This window comes from Paenibacillus rhizoryzae, from assembly GCF_059686995.1.
Window position 1 is genome coordinate 246,987 of sequence record NZ_JCAALT010000007.1, and the last position, 13,340, is coordinate 260,326.

Sequence of the window (13,340 nt, forward strand, 5' to 3'; positions counted from 1 at the left end):
TATAATATACAAAAGCGACCCGCCGAATTTAACCCGGTAGGCCGCTTTTTACTCATTTTTAAACACTCTCGCAATGTACTGCCCGAACCGTACAGACAGCTCCGTCTTGACCACTTCGCGCATTAAACTGAAATCATCTTCGTATCCACGACATCTATACCTATACCGTAAAGCGAAATCCACCACGTCCAATTCCCATACCTTGATATCAGCTTGCCTCATCCTCTTCCTTGTTTCCACAAGATCGGAGTGTATGACGTCCTGTATCCGATTAAGTGAAGCCAGAAAAAGCGGCTTCATGGAATAGGATGTCCATTCCATTTCTTTTCGGTTTTTCTCAACAACGTTCATTAGCATTGGCAATATAACGCAGTCGCGGATTAGCAATAGCTCCTCTTTCTTCGGCATTGCGATACCCATATTCTCACCTCATGGGTATTATATAAGAACTTATGTTCTATTTCAACCTGCAATATTATACGTTACAGGCTATTTAAAAAGGCTTGCGGAAGCTAAAGGCGGTGTGCTAAACTCATTTTAGTCAGTTCAAGTGACATAGGAGGCGATAGAGTGACTAAAGAACAATTGCCGGACGTCCTGAGCGCCAAGGACGTTCAGTCCTTCTTATCAATCGGCGAGAGGCAGACGTACGAGCTGCTCAGCTCCGGCGCATTTCATGTTGTGCGGATCGGTCGGACGGTTAAAGTATCCAAGGCGGTTCTGCTGGATTGGCTCGACGGAGGTGCTGCGGAATGAGCGGAAAATGTCCTCATTACATGTTCCTTGATTCGTGCTATATCTGCGAGCTCGAAGCGAAGAACGTCGCGCTTAAGCTGGAGATCGAGCAACTCAAGGCTCAACTTGCCCGGCCCGATGTCGCGACGATCCGATCTCACGACGCGGCGCTTACTACTATATTGGAGGAATTAAGGGAGTGTAAGTAATTCAATGAATAGGCGGTGTACATGTGCCAAGTTGGGAATCTCTGATTAAGAAACGTATTCGCGAACTTGAGGAAACACTTGATTCTCCCGTCTGCCGATCTGAAAAGGATAAATTCGGCATTCATCAGCAATTGCTATGCATTCGCGGACTAGCGAAAGACATGGGCGACGAAGTGATTAAACAACGTGCAGACGAAATATTGCGCCGCAAATATGGGGAGGAATTGTCTAATGATAAACGTACTCGATAAGGGTTACGTCCGGCTCGTTAACCATATGGGCGACGACCTAACTCCAGTTAACTCGGCTCGCGTGTCCTACGACAAGGAGAGCCATGAGCTTACCGATAAGGACGCCGGACTCCTCGGCTTTCTCGCCAGAGAGGGTCACACCTCACCTTTCCGTCATGCCGTCCTGCAATTCGAGGTGTACGCCCCGCTCATGGTGGCCCGCCAGTGGTGGAAGTATGTCGTCGGTTCCGATCATACGATGGACGCGTGGAACGAGAGCAGCCGTCGCTATATCACCGAGGAGCCTGCTTTCTATGTGCCGAGCGAGTGGCGATCCGCTCCAGAGAACTCGAAGCAAGGCAGCGGCGAGCCTCTGTCTGACCTCCGGGCGATCGGATGGGTCGCTGCCCTCCATGAGCATATCGATCAGAGCGTCGTGCTTTACGAAGAGGCCTTGACGGCGGGCATATGTGCCGAACAGGCTCGCCTCTTCCTCCCCGCTTACGGCATGTATGTGCGATGGTATTGGACGGCGTCGCTGCAATCCGTCGCGCATTTCATTAATCAGCGGGTAGCTCACGACGCACAGAAGGAGATTCAAGAGTACGCTGTCGCCGTTCGCGATCTTGCGGAGGAGCTATTCCCTGTTTCGCTCGAGCACCTCGTCAAGTAGAATGAGAGCTAAGGAGGCGGTAGAGTGAGATTCTCAGATAATGCGGTGAGGTTTTACTTGGGCTTAGACGATCAGCAGCAATGGGCCATACGTGCGTTTATCCGAGCTAACTCAGGCGATATAAGCATAGCCGATGAGCTGCTGAATATCGAAGGTTATGTCCGCGATCGTAGAGCCAAACTAATACAACTAGGACTATTAGACGTCGATCATAAATACGAGAGGTACGTAAATGGCTAACAAGTGGCAAGGCGAATATGATTACATGGGCTTCAAGATTTACAACACAGCGCCCCGGGAATGGGAGGCCGAGCCGATGAGCTGGAGCCTCCCAGCCCGGGAGAAGCTGAGGGCCGAGCTGCCGCTGCTGGAGACGATCTCGGCGGCTAAGAAGTGGGTACGCACCGTAGGCTCTCGATTAAATGAGGCCGACTATCTAGCTAAATAATCCGAAGAGGCATATAATGGGATATACTGCCAATCAAACAGGGGGCCTATTATATGTTAAAAGAAGCTAAACACCAATCGCAGAGAGAGCCAAAGCGGAAAGCCTATCTCATATCGGCAATCATGCTATTCATATTCGGAGCTATTCTGTGCGCGACTATCGTCGGAGCGATTCTCGGCTTACCGCTCGTGATCGGCGGGATCGTCGTCCTCATCTTACGGAAGCGGATCAAGACTGTCGATGTCGTTTGCTCATCCTGCCAAGTCCCGAACAAGGTCGAGACTAAGGTTAAGTTTTTCGGATGCGAGCAATGCGGGCAAACTGTTCATATGTAAGGAGGCGAGAGCTTGAAACTTTTTATCGTTAAACATTGGTGTGAGGCTTACGTCCTCGGCGTATTCGACAGCGAGGAGAAAGCGCAAGCCGCCATCGAAGCCGCTCGGGAGAATAGAGAGCTGGAGATCATCGAGCGCGAATTGAATACACCTATCGAATAGGGCTCCCTCCCCGGGGGCTTTTTATTTTGACTATTACGTCAGTATGATTGACGGTAGTGAGTCTATGTGATAATATTTCTTTAGGTTACATATGGAGGAGGAGTTGAGGATGAAAGAGGAAATCGAAACAAGCGAGCAGATGACCTAGGCAGAAGCTAGGGACATTCTTATACAACTTATTAATCTTGGCGTCAGTAAAGAAGAAGTGCTGCAATTCATAAATGAGATGAGGAGGCGTTGAGGGGTGGAGATTTTCATCGTCTACACAGTTGAGGAATTTGAAGGTATTACGGAGATAGTGCTCGTCACCGAAGATCAAGAGGCAGCGCTTAGCAAATACCACGAAAGCATGACGCAATACATTCTCGAAACATGGCAAGATGGCCTATTGGTTAACCGGATATAAACGCAAAAAGAGCCCCTCGACCTGAGAGGCTCTTTCTTTTTAGTTGCTAGCTAAGATGAAGTTAAGCCAGCTCAGCTCCGAGAGCGTGAGCGTCCCGGCCTTTGCTTTCGTGACCCAAGTCTCGTCATTGATCCGGCCTGCTGCGAGCAGCTTCTCCAGCCCTGCGACTAGCGTGTCGCGTTGATACTTGGTGAGCTCCAAGTCCCCTGCCTCCTCTGCGACCTTGTTCGTATCCCAAGCTCCGATATCCCCGGTCGCCTCGTCGAGATCGATCTCCATGCCTGCCATGCTTACGCCGTTCTTATATTGGTACAGAGTGGCGTGCTGACTGCGAGCGCCTCCCGACCATGCATAAGTTTGCCAATAGTAGTCAGCCGCTCCGCGCTTCGCCATCTCCTCGACGACCGCGTACTCGGCATACAGCCCGACCTTGTAGCCGGGAATCTTCGCTGCGAATGCGCGGATATATGCCTCGATATCATCGAAGTCGCTCCGATTAGCGTCGTAGTCGACCGCCGTATATATCGCACTCCCGGCAGGCTGCTCGATCCTTTGCGCTTCCTGGTACGCCTCGGCCCCATCCTCTGAGCCGTTTCGAGCCCCGCCTTTCGGCCTGCTTGCTGTTGTCTCGAATACCGATACGACCTTGAGCCCGGCAGCGGTTAACGCCTCGGCCTCTCCCCGGATAAGCCTCTTCCATGCCAGCCTCTCCGGTACAAGATACCGGGCCGCGAATTGCAGCCCGAAGTCCTTGAACGTTCTCGCCTGACTAGCCAGCACCGGACGAGCACAGTCGAATCCTTTACTTGTCGTCATTCGATATACCGCCTTTTGTCTTCAACACTTCGACGGCCTTGAGGATGACCGGAGGGATAGGAGCTCCCATCTTCCCGCCGTTCTCTAAGAAAGAGATAATCTCGTTCGCCAGATAGAACCATATAGCCGCATCCCGGAGCATCGAGTTATCGCCGAGAATGCCGTCCATAACATGAGCGACGCCCACGACTGCAAAAATGAATACTTTCTTCGCGATCCCAATAGAACCGACGCGGCTTGAGAGCTTGCCGTTAATCGCTGCGGCAGCGACGCCAGTTATATAGTCGACCGTAACGAATATGACTAAGGCTATCAGCAAGGCGTCCCACCCCCCATATACATATGATAGGACTGCCCCAATAGCCGCCGCGCCTGTTTTGGCTACGTGTTCCATCTAAGCACCTCCTTTTAAATGTGCTGCGACCTTGCGGATCAGCAGCTCTACATATCTGAAATCTGAGTATTTAACCGGATCGGCTTCAAATTTACCGAGGAGATTCAGCCAGAACGCCGGAGTCTCTATGATACTCTTCGAGCTCAGGATCGCGACCGCTTGCTCGATAGTGACCGTCTCATAAGCTGGCGGCGGCGTATAGTTGTCTAAGAGGTGCAGCATCCCGGCTCCTTGCATCTTGCGATCCGCGTCAAGCGAAGTCGTCCGCTTAGTGAGCTCCGCGAAGAGCTGAGCCTCGGTAGGAGTAACCCCGGCGTGGTCATGCCGCCACTGTTCTACGATGAGAGCCGCCCCGCCTGCTACGTGAGGAGCCGCCATGCTCGTACCGCTCATGTATGCATAGTCGCCGTCCTTGTACGTGCTGCGGATACCAACGCCCGGGGCTACTAGATCGATCTCGTCGTGAGAGTTAGAGAACGGCGCTACATGCCCGAAGCCGTCGCACGCTCCGACGCTCACCACTTCCGCATAACGGCCCGGATAGGCGTATTCGTTTGTAGCAGCTTGATCGTCTCCGTCGTTACCCGCAGCGCATACGACAAGAATCCCGGCGTCGACCGTTGCCCGGATCGCGGCATGAAGGAGCGGAACGTCGTCCGGCCCGCCGAGGCTCATGCTCGCGACGGATACCTTCTCACCGTTTGGCCCTCGCCATGATCTCACATAACTGAGCGCGGAGATTAGTCCGTTATAGCTGCCCTGTCCTTCTGCGTCGAGTACCTTGCAGATCAGCAGCTTGGCATACGGCGCTACGCCGACCACTCCGGCAGCGTTCTTGCTTGCAGCAATCGTCCCTGCTACGTGCGTACCATGACCGTTCAGATCGGTAACACTAGCAGGACTTCCCTCGTTTGTGAAATTCTTTTCGTCGATGATCTGCCCCGCGAGATCAGTATGAGCAATGCAGCCAGTGTCTAGGACTGCGACGACGACTCCCTCTCCGGTTACGTCCAGCGCCCACAGACCCGGCGCTTGCACCATCGATACGCCGTCCGGCAGCTCGGCGTCCCAAGCAGCAGCCGCCCCCACAGAAGGGAACGGCTTAATAAGTCTTATTCGTTTATCCACTTTACAGCCTCCTCTACTAATACAAGGATAGCCTTATACACCGAGGCGGTTAGTGTTAAATCTCGATATCGGGACGCTTAGCGATAATCTCCGCGAGAACGAGATCGCGGTCGTCTGCTGCTAGATTGTATCCGTCGACGATGTCGATCATTTCCCGCTCGCCGCCGTTATAGCGAGTGATGCAGGCATTAGCAATAATGCGAATCTTGTACATTGGCATAGCCATCTTATACACCTCCTATCGTAAATAGATCGGCGAGCGCAAGCTCTACGTCGCCGAGCCGGGTCGTGAGATCGCTGTTCTCCGCTTCGAGCTGAGCGATCCGTATTTGATCCGGTGAGAGAGGAGGGGGCTCAGGCGCGGGAGGAGTGACGAGCGAGAACTCACCGTCCTTGTACACCGCGTAGGCTCCCGCTGGAATGTTCAAGAGTATCTCCGGGACTTCCTCGACTAGCACGTAAATGAGCTGTAATCCGTCAATCTCTTCCTGACTTTCAATTCTTTTGTAACCAGTGACCCTATCGCCGACATCGGTTAAGAATATAGCAATCATGGATGTTCCTCCCCCCTTTACAGAATGTCATACGATATTTGAATGTTAGTAATGATGGCTGAGTTGGTTTGAGGCGCTATGAAGAGGTACATAGGTACGGATTCAAAGACGTTAATTATGGAAACGTGATTAACGTTCGTTGTGCCGATGTTGCTAGCCCCCTCAAAGGCTGCCACGTACGAACCTGAAAAAATTGAAGCGTTCGGAGTGATAGCCGTCCCTAGCGGTGTTCTCCAATCCATCGGAGGTACTGCCCCCGTAGCGTTCATTGCGCTCAGGGATATTGGTGTCGCGGCCCGAGCGGCTGCGGTAACGAATGTTCTGTAATCGCTGGCGCTGGTGTACATGTACATGTTGTACGTAGTGTTAGCAGCCCCACCTTTAACGTCCCATGTGATTTTAGCCTCGCCAGTCGTAGGAGGTATAAACTTACAAACAAGCATGTATGTGCTGGCTGGCACTGTATAAGTTGCTGTATCGTTCTGTTTGATGTTATTACTCGCTACCATTACCCCGCCGCCCAAAGGCTTCCACCCCACTCCATCGTAATATTCCGGTCTGTTTGTAGTTCCGTTCAGCCTTGACCGCAGAAGCGTCTCGCCTTGATAGACGATATCCTCCGACACAGAGACGTCGCCCGCCGGGAACGCTACCGAGTCGATAGTCATCCCGGTTCTGTTGACGGTTATGAAATCCGCAGAAGAGGTATATCCGTCGTTTATAGCTCTGAAATGGAGGGCTTCGGCATTAGCTTGGATATCCCATTGACCGTTATTAGCTGTGATGCCTGTCTCTTTTAAGATAAAGGCAGGACTTCCACTAGTGACGGTTACGTCCCCGGTAAATGCCCCGCCGCTTTTTGTCATGACCTCGACGCCGTTAACCGATACGACTCCCGCGCCTGTCGTGTCTAGATCGATGTTGCCGCCGGATATCTCGTTACGGACAGTTAAAATATCATTAGCCGCCGAGCCGAATCCGAAAAAGCCGGAGCGCGTAGTCGGCGCGGCGTCCTTCGCGTAGAACTCCATATAGGCTTGATTAGACGCGGCTGATTTTATCTTGATCGCTCCGGCTCCGCTGTTGAATGTAACGTCATTGCCGAAGGTCGCTCCGGCTGCGAAGGTCGCATCTCCGGTCGTTCCGTTGTCGATTACGTTGCTTCTCGTCTTGGTCGACCTATCCGCTCCGAGCCACAGGGGCGAGTCTGCTGTGCTTGCTCCGTCGCCGTTGACATTGAATACGAAGTAACCTCCCGCCGTTGACGCCCGGAAGTAGTTCGCGTTATTTCTTGAAAACGTGATAAGCTCAGGCGCAATTTGAGCGAAATACGAACCGTTGGATACAGTGACATTACCGCTAAAGTCGGCGCCTCCCGGAGCGGTAATGTTTCCGTTCGTACCGAATACCCACTCTTTACGGCTCGCATACCCGCCGTTAACGTTTGACATGATGTAGGCGACCGAGTCAGCCGCGAGGATCAGTTTCTCCGCGCTAGTCGTTCCCGCCACTACCGCGGTATGTGCCTCTCCTGCCGAGACGACCGTCATGCCTCCCGCCCCGAAACTAACGTCTGTGCCGTTCGCATCTGCGGAATGAGCACGTATGATAGACGCCGTAAAGCTGCTAGTACCGAGGGATACCTCCCCCCGAACAGTGAGCGCCCCGGTCATAGCCGAGCTGCCGTCAAGTGGAAGCGCGTCGGCTATCCCCTGCTCGATCTTGTTTAGGTTAGTAGCAGAGATGCCCGGGGCGCCTCCGTTAACCCATGTTGTTTTAGAATAAGCCACCTAATCGCCTCCTTATGAGATCGTATCGACCCGGTCGACTTGGATCGACTCTATATTCGTTTTGTTCTTCGAGTAGAGCACGCGCGCCACCATGATACCACTATTCGCCGTAGCTGTTGCCGTCGATCCGGCGAACCATCCGAGCTCTTGAATGTTCACGTTAGCATCGGACGGAGCGAGGTATGTCGTCGTCGTGACGACCCCGGTGCTCCCGGCAGATTGTAGCGTAACCACCTTTCGGCCCGACTCCGCGACGAGCTGTGTCTGTGTGCCAGCGGGGGCGGTCGAGCTCGTGCCCCATGCCATGTATTTAATCCGACCGTCTGTAACGCTCCCCCGGAGTACGTCCCGGAGCATGTTCTTGCCCGCGTTGGTTATGAGGTTGTTGAACTCCTCGACCTCGACCGTACCGTCGGTATATGTTGTCGTTACCTTGATTCGTCCTGTCCAGCCTACCGCTTCTTTGTGCAAGACCGCACCTCCTAGCATGGGAATAATGTTGTCGAGGGGAATAGTGTCGTATTAGGGATCGGGCAGGCGTATACACTCGCTGTCGTCGTCTCGCTCCACGTTACCGACTCGGAGAACGTCTCCAGTATGACGAGCACCTCGTCCTCGGTGAGATTCTCGCGGATAACGAAAGCCTCGCCCCTATTAGCCATGCGCTCAAACATACGCGCCCAGCTCCCTTGCTCCGTACCCTCTAACGCTGAAACGCTGTAAACGAGAAAGCCGTCCTCGTCGTTCGTTTCGACGCTGTCGATCAGCATTGAAGCATTACCGAGGTTATGCTCCGGGATGTATATCTCGACGAGCTGCCCGGCTGCTAGGCCCTTTCGCCTTGTATCAAACTTGATGCTCCGGCCTATGTTCGCGTACTTGCCGAGCTTAGCGGCGGCAGATTGGAAAGCAGCGGCCCGGGTATCGATCTCCGGCTCGTCGGTTACTTCCTCATTGATACCGCTATTCACTTCGAGCTCCTGCCTATACGTGATCTGAGACAAGTCCTTACTAATAGCGATGATCGGAAACTCTCCTTGATAAGTGACCTCCAGCGTATCCGATGAGGTAAGAGGCGTACCGCTAAAGTCTTGAGAGATCGCGTTCTCGCCCTTCGACCAGTACCAGTCCTTGCCAGTGTCGAGCCCCCGGATGCCTTTTGTCTTCGTAACGCCGTTGACCTTAATCGTCGGGGACTTCGCGACCTTATAACCGAGAGAGAAAGCCTGCTGCTCTCCGTCGCCCTTGAATGACTCGACTTGAACGTCGGTTACGTCCGTACCACCCTTGATGTATTGATAGTTGCGGTATTTCTGATTGCTCCTCTCCACGTTAACGCCGTTCAGAACGTCGTCCCCGGTTACGATCCAAGGCGCGATATCCGTCGAGCGGTCTTTGAAGTGGAGCGTCTTATCGAAATCGATGTACCATATAAACCCGGCTTTTTCCGCTAGCGACTCCAGCGCCCTAGAGACCGGGATATAGTTGAACACAGCCTCCGATATAGTCGGCCCGGTTTGGATCGTTCCTGCGGTTACGCCCTCATCGGCAAGCTTGAGCGTGAGGATATCCGCGACGATACTCCCGGCGTCCATGCCTGAGTAAGCCTTGGCTATAACCCGCTTATCCGCGAGATAGTGCATGTCCTTACACTGGATCGTGTGCATTAGGACATTGCGCCCCGGGACTCGCTTCTCGGTCGGCCTATCGATGGCCCCGGCAAAGATCAAATCGAAGTCGTCGTAAATCTCGACGCCCATTCCCTGTTGAAAGTGCGTGCTCGTATCGGTCTTAGCAACGAAAGAAGCCGTCGAGCGCTCCCCGATAATGTCGTCAATGGAGAGCGTATCGAGCATCGTCGTGAGCTGGAGGTTAATCGCCTTTTCTTCGAGCATGATGTAGTCGATCCGCTCATCTCCGTCCGATGATGTCGCACCGTTATTGAATAGGAAGATTGGCCGGAAGTAGGAGGCACCATTGTATAACTGAGCTGGCGATCCCTCGCTTGGATGAGAGCCTGAGTTATTCGTCGTCGCCTGCCCCATGAAGTAACCGACGTACTCGGTATAAGCCGCTGCCGTCGATAGGTTAACGCTACTCATCGCGAGATAGTGCTGCGAGCTCGTCGAGTCAGCCCCCAAAATGTTGACATGGGTTACTCCGTCCGAGGCGATCCCTCCCACGCCGAAATAAGTCCTCGGCGTTCCCAAGGAAGTTGTCACGTACTGCTTGACCTTGACCGTTACGCGGTATATCTTGTGAGGGCTGTATGGGATATTTTCCTTGTACTCGATGTATCTACCGCCTATACACTTGATCGCGTTCCCGGTCGAAGCGTCAGCATCGGCGACTATCGTTATCGCGTTACCCGACCCGGAGATCGTATTCCAATCCGCGATAGAGAAATTAGATCCATCTACCCGAAAGACCTCCGACCATGAGGGGGAGGTTTGCTTGATGCCTATTCTTACTGTCATGCCGCCCCCTCCTTAAATTCTTAGTCCAGTCTTGACCCGGATCAGATCGACGAAAGGCTGCCCCATAGCTTTAGCCAGCACTCGACCATCCAGCTCGACGACGACGTTCACCGATCCCTCGCCGCCTCCGGCTGCTCCAGTGGAGCTCGTCGGTAGTGCTTGAACGGCGTCTAAGGCCGGAGCCGCCATGACCTGAGCCGAAGCCCCGACCATGCTCGCCGTATCTTCTAGCCCGATAGCGAAGCCCTCGCCAGTGTACCCGCCGAGCTCCATGAACACCCTCGATGGAGAGTGGATACCGAGGAAATTCTTCGCTGCATCGAGTGCGCTCTTGATAGCTGCTATCGCTGCGTCTGCGAGTCTGGAGGCCATCTGCTTGATACCGTTAATCATGCCCTCCATCATGTTCGACCCGAACTCCTTCATCTCGCTAGGCAAGCCCTTGAACCATGAGACGATACCGTCCCAAGCATTTGTAAATGCGGTCTTGATTCCCGACCACGCTTTAGAGGTTGCCTCGGTCAGCTTGGCCCAAGCGTTAGCCCACAGCGGCGAGACCGTATCCCATAGCGTCTTGATGATCCCAAAGAGCTTATCTTTTGCAGCCTCGAATACGCCGCCGATCTTGTCCCACTGTCCGGTTACGACGTAGAAGATCGCAAGGAAAGCCGATGTAAAAATCGTCTTGATGACGTCCCAAAAAGCAGATAGGAGCGCCTTGATCGTTCCGAAATAAGCCTCCCATACAGCCTTGGCGCTTTCCCAAAAAGCTTTAACAGTCGGCCCGATTACTGTCCACGCTTTCTTGAACAGGTCGACGACGAACTGCCAGCCAGCCCCGACGATGGACTTGAGTAGCTCCCATGCTGCCGAGGTGAACGCGGTTATCTCGTCCCAGTACATGACCATTAGAACGACGATGATCCCGAGCGCTACGATAGCCGCCGTTACGATGCCGACCGAGATAAGGATCGCCGCGCTTACCGCAGTAAAGGCTGTGATCGCCATCCCGATAGCCGCCACAACGAAAGCTAGCATACCTCCCAGGATTAAGAGCCCGGCGACGACTGCCGCCGTTATGGCGATAGCCTGCTGCATCCCCGGCGAGAGATTGTTGAACCAGTTAACGACTCCCGCGAGAGCATTCGTTACGCCTCGGATCGCAGGGATAAGCGCCATACCGAGACCGATCTGGAGCGTCTCGACGGCTCCGCTCAGTCCGTCCATAGCGCCCTTAAGGTTATCCTTCATAATCGCCGCTGCCTCAGCAGATGCACCGCCCGAATTTTCCAAGGCTGTTGTCATCTTGCCGATCTCTTCCGGGCCTGCTGACATAAGGGATAGCATACCGGAGACGGCTTCCTTGCCGACGAGCTGCGAAAGCGTCGCGGCTTTCTGCGTCTCGGTCATACCTTCCATAGAGGTTTGTAGGTTCTGGATCAGAGGCCCGATACCGACGAAATTCCCTTGTGCGTCTGATACCGAGATGCCGAGTGCGTCCATCGTTTTAATGTTCTCCTTGGATGGATCGAGGAGGCCAAGGAGCGCACCTCTTAGCGTTGTACCCGCCTGCTCACCTTTCATGCCCGCATTGGTCATGATACCGATTGCCGCCGCTGTCTCTTCCAGCGAGACGCCAAGCGCTGCGGCTGGAGGGCCTGCGTACTTGAGCGCATACTGCATATCGGTCAGATCGGCTGCGGAGATGTTCGCCGTCTTAGCTAGGACGTCCGCGACCTTTGTCGCGTCGCTTGCTGCTAGGCCGAAGATGTTCAGTGTCGAGGCCATAACCTCGGCAGTCTGTGCCATATCCGAGCCGGAAGCTTCTGCGGCTGAGATAACGCCGGGCATAGCTCCGATGATGTCCTTGGCTGTATAGCCCATCGCTGCCATGTTCTGCATACCCTCGGCGACCTCGCTTGCACTCTTGGACGTTGAAGCCCCGAGCTCCAGCGCGGAGGCGCTGAGCGCTTCCATATCACCCCCGGTCGCACCGGATACCGCTCCGACTTTATCCATCTGAGCCTCGAAGTCTGCAGCCGTACTCACCGCTAGACCGAGCCCGGCAGCGAGCCCCGCGCCAGCTCCAAGCAGCGCCGTCCCGACTTGTGCTCCTTTCTGCTGCATCTGCCCGCCGAGTTTATCCCAAGTCTTGTGAAACTCTTTCATGCTCTTCTCAAACTCGGTCAGGTCGACGCCGATCCCGATAGCTAAGCTTGCAATCGTCTTTGCTGCCACTATATCTAACCCCCTTCCGGGTATTGCCTGCATACTAAAAAAGGACGCGGTTTTACCCGCGCCCCTTGATGTCGTCTAGTGCTTTTTCGAGCTTCGACAGCTCCGCAGCTTTCGCGTCCTCCGTCATAGCCTTTTTGCGTTCCTTGCCTAGTAGCTCCTTGGCGGTTACTTGATTCCGTTTCTTAAGGTGTACATTCATCAGGAGGGCAGTCTGCCATGCAAGCCGCTCCATCTCGTGCTCAGTCTTGAGCTTGTAACCCTCGATCATATCTAGCAGATCGGCATGAGTGAGACTCCAAAACTCGTCAGGTTTTAGACCGAGCGGGCCGTAGGCTATGCGCTTTAAGCCTGCCCAATCTATCCGACCGTCTCGGTCTGTACGTTTCCCTCGTCGTCGTCTTCGCTTTCCTTGGTATCGCCTAGCACCTTGGAAGCTTTTAGCGCATTCATGATAGGCTTGATTAGAGTATCGAGCGTCTGCCCGGTCTCGATCTCTTTTTGCAACATTTGCCCCACGCGTTGAACGGTGAGCCCCGGGTCTTTCCATTTTAGCCCGGCCCAGTAGAACAGACGGACAACGTTAAAACCGATCTGCGTTTGAGTGAAGATGGCAGCGATACCCTTGCCGAACTTTTCCTCGATATCGCAGACCGCGTTATAGTCAAACTTTAGAACCTTGGTTTGCCCCCCAAGCTCCACCTCTACGTAATTTTTCATTCAGACGCCCTCCTGTGCAGGCTTAGAT

Annotated in this window: 20 protein-coding genes and 2 pseudogenes; 9 read left to right on the forward strand and 13 right to left on the reverse strand. The window is 53.8% G+C overall.

Annotated elements, in window-relative coordinates; all coding sequences use genetic code 11:
- Positions 1-48: 48 nt before the first annotated feature.
- Entirely contained in the window at positions 49-420 is a 372-nt protein-coding gene (locus tag AC6ESO_RS21770) for a YhjD family protein (RefSeq protein WP_497093223.1), read from the reverse strand.
- Positions 421-570: 150 nt separating this feature from the next.
- Between AC6ESO_RS21770 and AC6ESO_RS21775 the strand changes: the two genes are divergently transcribed.
- The 9 genes from AC6ESO_RS21775 (at position 571) to AC6ESO_RS21815 (ending at position 3,198) form a co-directional block, all read left to right on the forward strand.
- A complete protein-coding gene (locus AC6ESO_RS21775) occupies positions 571-756 on the forward strand; it encodes a helix-turn-helix domain-containing protein (RefSeq protein ID WP_497093224.1) in 186 nt (61 codons plus the stop codon).
- Positions 753-944: a hypothetical protein gene (locus AC6ESO_RS21780; protein ID WP_497093225.1), complete on the forward strand. Its 192-nt coding sequence runs from the start codon at positions 753-755 to the stop codon at positions 942-944. Before AC6ESO_RS21775 ends, AC6ESO_RS21780 begins: the two co-directional genes overlap by 4 nt.
- 23 nt (positions 945-967) lie before the next feature.
- On the forward strand, positions 968-1,195 hold the full coding sequence (locus AC6ESO_RS21785) for a hypothetical protein (protein WP_497093226.1): 228 nt from the start codon (positions 968-970) through the stop codon (positions 1,193-1,195).
- Positions 1,176-1,847 (forward strand): FAD-dependent thymidylate synthase, encoded by a 672-nt coding sequence (gene thyX / locus AC6ESO_RS21790; protein ID WP_497093227.1) that lies wholly within the window; start codon positions 1,176-1,178, stop codon positions 1,845-1,847. The genes AC6ESO_RS21785 and thyX overlap by 20 nt, the downstream gene beginning before the upstream one ends.
- Positions 1,848-1,871: 24 nt before the next feature.
- On the forward strand, positions 1,872-2,087 hold the full coding sequence (locus AC6ESO_RS21795) for a hypothetical protein (RefSeq protein WP_497093228.1): 216 nt from the start codon (positions 1,872-1,874) through the stop codon (positions 2,085-2,087).
- Positions 2,080-2,295: a hypothetical protein gene (locus tag AC6ESO_RS21800; RefSeq protein ID WP_497093229.1), complete on the forward strand. Its 216-nt coding sequence runs from the start codon at positions 2,080-2,082 to the stop codon at positions 2,293-2,295. The genes AC6ESO_RS21795 and AC6ESO_RS21800 overlap by 8 nt, the downstream gene beginning before the upstream one ends.
- A gap of 53 nt (positions 2,296-2,348) precedes the next feature.
- The gene (locus AC6ESO_RS21805) at positions 2,349-2,630 is read left to right on the forward strand and encodes a DUF5362 family protein (RefSeq protein ID WP_497093230.1); all 282 of its coding nucleotides are present in this window, start codon (positions 2,349-2,351) and stop codon (positions 2,628-2,630) included.
- 12 nt (positions 2,631-2,642) lie between these two features.
- Positions 2,643-2,792: a DUF7336 domain-containing protein gene (locus AC6ESO_RS21810; protein WP_497093231.1), complete on the forward strand. Its 150-nt coding sequence runs from the start codon at positions 2,643-2,645 to the stop codon at positions 2,790-2,792.
- Positions 2,793-3,036: 244 nt separating this feature from the next.
- Positions 3,037-3,198 carry a hypothetical protein gene (locus AC6ESO_RS21815; protein WP_497093232.1) on the forward strand — a complete coding sequence of 54 codons (162 nt, stop codon included), beginning with the start codon at positions 3,037-3,039 and terminating at the stop codon, positions 3,196-3,198.
- A 39-nt stretch (positions 3,199-3,237) separates the two neighbouring features.
- Here AC6ESO_RS21815 and AC6ESO_RS21820 read toward each other — a convergent pair whose 3' ends face one another.
- The 12 genes and pseudogenes from AC6ESO_RS21820 to AC6ESO_RS21875 form a co-directional block, all read right to left on the reverse strand.
- Complete coding sequence (locus tag AC6ESO_RS21820) at positions 3,238-4,014, reverse strand: DUF1906 domain-containing protein (RefSeq protein ID WP_497093233.1); 777 nt, start codon at positions 4,012-4,014, stop codon at positions 3,238-3,240.
- Positions 4,001-4,408 carry a phage holin family protein gene (locus AC6ESO_RS21825; RefSeq protein WP_497093234.1) on the reverse strand — a complete coding sequence of 136 codons (408 nt, stop codon included), beginning with the start codon at positions 4,406-4,408 and terminating at the stop codon, positions 4,001-4,003. The genes AC6ESO_RS21820 and AC6ESO_RS21825 overlap by 14 nt, the downstream gene beginning before the upstream one ends.
- A gap of 201 nt (positions 4,409-4,609) precedes the next feature.
- Positions 4,610-5,557: pseudogene (locus tag AC6ESO_RS21830) on the reverse strand (S8 family peptidase); the annotation flags it as partial.
- Between the two features lie 34 nt (positions 5,558-5,591).
- Positions 5,592-5,762 carry a hypothetical protein gene (locus AC6ESO_RS21835; protein WP_497093235.1) on the reverse strand — a complete coding sequence of 57 codons (171 nt, stop codon included), beginning with the start codon at positions 5,760-5,762 and terminating at the stop codon, positions 5,592-5,594.
- Position 5,763: 1 nt separating this feature from the next.
- A complete protein-coding gene (locus AC6ESO_RS21840; RefSeq protein ID WP_497093236.1) occupies positions 5,764-6,090 on the reverse strand; it encodes a hypothetical protein in 327 nt (108 codons plus the stop codon).
- A gap of 17 nt (positions 6,091-6,107) precedes the next feature.
- Positions 6,108-7,880, reverse strand: coding sequence for a hypothetical protein (locus AC6ESO_RS21845; protein ID WP_497093237.1), 1,773 nt, complete (start codon positions 7,878-7,880; stop codon positions 6,108-6,110).
- Between the two features lie 12 nt (positions 7,881-7,892).
- Positions 7,893-8,369, reverse strand: a complete 477-nt coding sequence (locus AC6ESO_RS21850; RefSeq protein WP_497093238.1) for a hypothetical protein — start codon at positions 8,367-8,369, stop codon at positions 7,893-7,895.
- Positions 8,363-10,357, reverse strand: a complete 1,995-nt coding sequence (locus AC6ESO_RS21855; RefSeq protein WP_497093239.1) for a hypothetical protein — start codon at positions 10,355-10,357, stop codon at positions 8,363-8,365. Before AC6ESO_RS21855 ends, AC6ESO_RS21850 begins: the two co-directional genes overlap by 7 nt.
- 12 nt (positions 10,358-10,369) lie before the next feature.
- Entirely contained in the window at positions 10,370-12,595 is a 2,226-nt protein-coding gene (locus AC6ESO_RS21860; RefSeq protein ID WP_497093240.1) for a phage tail tape measure protein, read from the reverse strand.
- Positions 12,596-12,647: 52 nt separating this feature from the next.
- A complete protein-coding gene (locus AC6ESO_RS21865) occupies positions 12,648-12,863 on the reverse strand; it encodes a hypothetical protein (protein WP_497093361.1) in 216 nt (71 codons plus the stop codon).
- Positions 12,864-12,896: 33 nt separating this feature from the next.
- Positions 12,897-12,956 (reverse strand): annotated as a pseudogene (locus tag AC6ESO_RS21870) (hypothetical protein); the annotation flags it as partial.
- Positions 12,953-13,312, reverse strand: coding sequence for a hypothetical protein (locus AC6ESO_RS21875; RefSeq protein ID WP_497093362.1), 360 nt, complete (start codon positions 13,310-13,312; stop codon positions 12,953-12,955). The pseudogene AC6ESO_RS21870 and the gene AC6ESO_RS21875, both read right to left, overlap by 4 nt.
- Positions 13,313-13,340 lie beyond the last annotated feature (28 nt).